This window comes from Microcoleus sp. B7-D4, from assembly GCF_036705125.1.
In the GTDB taxonomy this organism is placed as follows: Bacteria; Cyanobacteriota; Cyanobacteriia; order Cyanobacteriales; family Microcoleaceae; genus Microcoleus.
This window is the reverse complement of the sequence record NZ_JAUBTT010000216.1, coordinates 1-3,753: the sequence shown is the minus strand read 5'-3', so window position 1 is coordinate 3,753 and position 3,753 is coordinate 1. Positions and strand designations below refer to the sequence as shown.

The window sequence follows — 3,753 nt, the reverse complement described above, 5'->3', positions numbered from 1 at the left end:
CTCGGTGTGGCGGATACCATCAAACACGGCATCTCGATACCAACGGAGTGCAAGGGGCTTATCCCACGAATAGTTAAAAGAAGCCGATCGTGGGGTACGTGAAGCGGACTGTTGTGACATAATAATATTCTCAATTGCTTGAACCAATTGAGAAAACAGCAGTCATCGGGGTGCAACCCGGTGGCTGTGTTGCTTTCTCTTACTTTTGACGATCGCAGCATTCAGGCTAAAGTGTCAATACTGCAACTGTTAAGTTTTGTTGCCAACAGAACGGGACTACTTACTGTCACTCACGTGACACAAGTGAATACTTGATATTAAGTTCACTGCTTATTTATCTCTATTTTTACGAATAGCCGCCAACTGTTGGCGGCTACGCCAGAAAATACAGGCAGAGACACAAACAGGCAAGGCAAAAAATAGCCAATAAAAAACCCCCCTTATTAAGGGGGGCGGTAGGCTGGGAGGTAGCTGGGGCTAAAAAGCTTCTACGATTCTAGTTTCTTCACTTACTCCCAGATAGTGCCTGAGAATTACATCTACACTGTTACCGCAGGAAGTAGCAATATGTAATAGTGCGTTGTTGTTGTGCTTGTTAGCCTGTGCTGTAAGCGTGATGTAAGTGTGACGGGTATGATATAGGGAGAGATAGCCTGATATCTTGCCTTCCTCTACTAATCGAGCAACTACTCCGAAATACCAGTAATCTGTCTCAGTACCATCTTTGAGTATTCTCTTTTGCTTGTACCCTCTCCAAGTTTGTGCAACGCTCGATTGTAGTCTGTGTTTCCCTTTTTTGTTTGGAAAAACTAACTCGCTTGAACTTTCACTTTTTAACTTTAACAATAGCTCCCTTAATCGAGAATTCTCACTAAAGTAGAAAAGTCTTACCTCACCTGTTTTGGTTTCTTTTACCTTTTTTGTTGACGAGCCTAGCGACTTGCTAAACCGAATTAAATTGCGCTCTAAATCAACATCCTTCCACGTGAGAGGTAATGCTTCAGAAGTTCTACACCCGGTTAAAAAGTAAAACTCGATCAAGGGAGCGTACAGAATTACAGCTTTAGACTTGGATTCATAAAAAGCCTTGATAATAATCTTGCATTCTTCCTTACTAAAAGCACGTCGGTCGTCTTCAAGTTCTTTTTCGTCTAACACCTCGTGCCATTCTTTTTCCTCTCCGTTTACTATTTTAGATGCGTACTTTTGCTGCGTTGTAACAGCGGGTGTGCTGAACTTATCAAGTGCAAACGGGTTTTCGGTGGTTGCATTAACCAACATCCCTTTGGATTTGGAAAACTCAAATGCCTGATTTAACTCAGACAAAAAATACGTTTTTTTTGATGATTTGATTCTAGACAATACTAGAATCAAATTTTGTTTGTCATCCAATCGGATTAAATCAATGCTTAATCCTGACTGAGTAAATGCTTTGGTTTGATTGTTCCAGATTTTACCGTAAATCAAATTTGAGAATTGTGTCTCATACCTGACTTTGAACGTTGTTTCCTCAATAACAGTCTTTTTCCACTCTAGGTAAGCTTCCCACATCTCCCCTACTGTTATTTCGGGTTCAAGCTGTACTGTACCTGGTAATTGAAGTACATCGGCCAGTTTGGCATATTTACCTCCCCCTAAGCCGTACTTGGCAAGTGTCGGGTCAAATAGCTTCTCCCATTCAGTGTGGTCAAGGTCAGCCTCCATAGCGATCGCTAACTGGGTAGCCCGTTTCCAGTCCTCTGGATTGTCAGCACTAAACCCGTATTTAGTCAGGTACAGGTAACTAGGCTTTCCTTTAAGGGATTTACCTTTTAACTGTTCCCATAACGGCGTGTGACGCTTAGGAAACCCTAATCGGAGTGATTTACCGTCACGGGTGACACTAACATCGCAGGACTGTTGAGGACGTTTATCGGCTCTCATAGGTTGTTCTTCCTGAAACTATTGGTTTGTCAAGGTTCTGGGTTTTCTAGACGGATTCTAGATTTCTGCACTTATGTGCATTTTTATGAGCAGCCGCCAACTGTAGGCGGCTACTTCCTAGAATAGCATAGCAGATTTTTAGTAGACTTGTTTGAGTTCGGAGATTTCCGTGTGGATGGCGCTGCGGAGTTCGTCGATTCCGCTTCCGCTTTGGCAAGAGGTTTCGAGAATGGCTTTGATGTTGGGATATTTGTCGCGCAAGGCTTTGCGGTTGAGGTCCAGGGGTTGTTCGTCGCACTTGTTGCCGACGAGGATGACGGGGGAAGCGTCGCCGAAGCTTTCGATCAGTTTCAGCCAGTATTCGAGGCGGTTTTCGTCTTCGCTGGTGCGGCAGTTGCACACGAGGAGGTAGAGGCTGCGTTTGGTAAGGAAAAATTGGTGGGTGGCGTGGTAGATTTCTTGTCCGCCGAAGTCCCAGACGTTGAGTTTGACTTGTTTGGTGTTGACTGTAATTTTCCAGTCTGTGATGTTGAGTCCGTCGGTTTGGGGCTCGTTGGGGTTGTATTTGTTGTCGATGAGGCGGTTGATCAGGGAGGTTTTGCCGACGCTGCCTTGCCCGACGAGGAGGACTTTGGCTTCGTTGAGGGGGCGGACTTCGCCGCTGCGGAGTTGGCGCAGGTAGTTGAAAATGGCGGCGGGAGTACCGGGTTCTTCGTTCTGGTTTGCAGACCCTAGAACTTCTGGAGAAACGGGCAGGGGATTGTGGCGAAGATCGAGGTATTTAAGTTGTGGCAGTGTTTCTAAGCATTCAGGAATCTTTTCAATCTGATTGAAACGGAGGTCAAGCAGTGTCAGATTCGACAGTTGCCCGATCGCCTCTGGAATGGAGGTAATCTGATTGCTATCGAGGTCAAGCCGTGTCAGATTCGACAGTTGGCCGAGCACCTCTGGGATGGAGGTAATCTGATTGCTACTGAGGGAAAGCCGTGTCAGATTCGACAGTTGGCCGAGCGCCTCTGGGATGGAGGTAATCTGATTGCTACGGAGGGAAAGCCGTGTCAGATTCGACAGTTGCCCGAGCGCCTTTGGGATGGAGGTAATCTGATTGCTACGGAGGGAAAGCCCTGTCAGATTCGACAGTTGCCCGAGCGCCTCTGGGATGGAGGTAATCTGATTGCTATCGAGGTCAAGCCGTGTCAGATTCGACAGTTGCCCGATCGCATCTGGGATGGAGGTAATCTGATTGTAACTGAGGTAAAGCCTTGTCAGATTCGACAGTTGCCCGATCGCATCTGGGATGGAGGTAATTTGATTGTCACCGAGGTCAAGCAATGTCAGATGGGACAGTTGCCCGATCGCATCTGGGATGGAGGTAATCTGATTGCTACTGACGAGCAGCCATGTCAAATTTGATAGTTTGCTGATCGCATCTGGGATTTGGGTAATCTGATTGCTACTGAGGTTAACCAGTGTCAGATTCGACAGTTGCCCGATCGCCCCTGGGATGCAGGTAATCTGATTGTGACTGAGGTTAAGTATTTTTAAGTTGGTTAATTGAAGAACAGCATCAGGAAACTCAGTTAACTTATTCCTAACCAATTCTCTTTTCTCTTCATAGAACTTCTCCCCCAACCGCAACGTTTCAAGCTGCGTGCACTTGCCAATCTCCGGCGGCAATTCCTCCAAGTCCAGCCCCGACAAATCCAGTTGGGTCAATTTTTCCTCGGCTGCTTGGTTAATTCGCCGCACTGCTTGGTTGAGTCGAGGGGGGATATTATTCCCCGCCCCTCTCAGTTAGATCCGGACGTGCTGGTTTCCCCGCATCCGGCT

At 46.6% G+C, this 3,753-nt stretch carries 2 protein-coding genes; both read right to left on the bottom strand.

Features of this window, described 5'->3' with window-relative positions; all coding sequences use genetic code 11:
• Positions 1-477: 477 nt before the first annotated feature.
• Positions 478-1,923, bottom strand: coding sequence for a tyrosine-type recombinase/integrase (locus tag QUB12_RS36835; RefSeq protein ID WP_333143922.1), 1,446 nt, complete (start codon positions 1,921-1,923; stop codon positions 478-480).
• Between the two features lie 138 nt (positions 1,924-2,061).
• Positions 2,062-3,672: a leucine-rich repeat domain-containing protein gene (locus QUB12_RS36830; protein ID WP_333311030.1), complete on the bottom strand. Its 1,611-nt coding sequence runs from the start codon at positions 3,670-3,672 to the stop codon at positions 2,062-2,064.
• Positions 3,673-3,753: the final 81 nt, after the last annotated feature.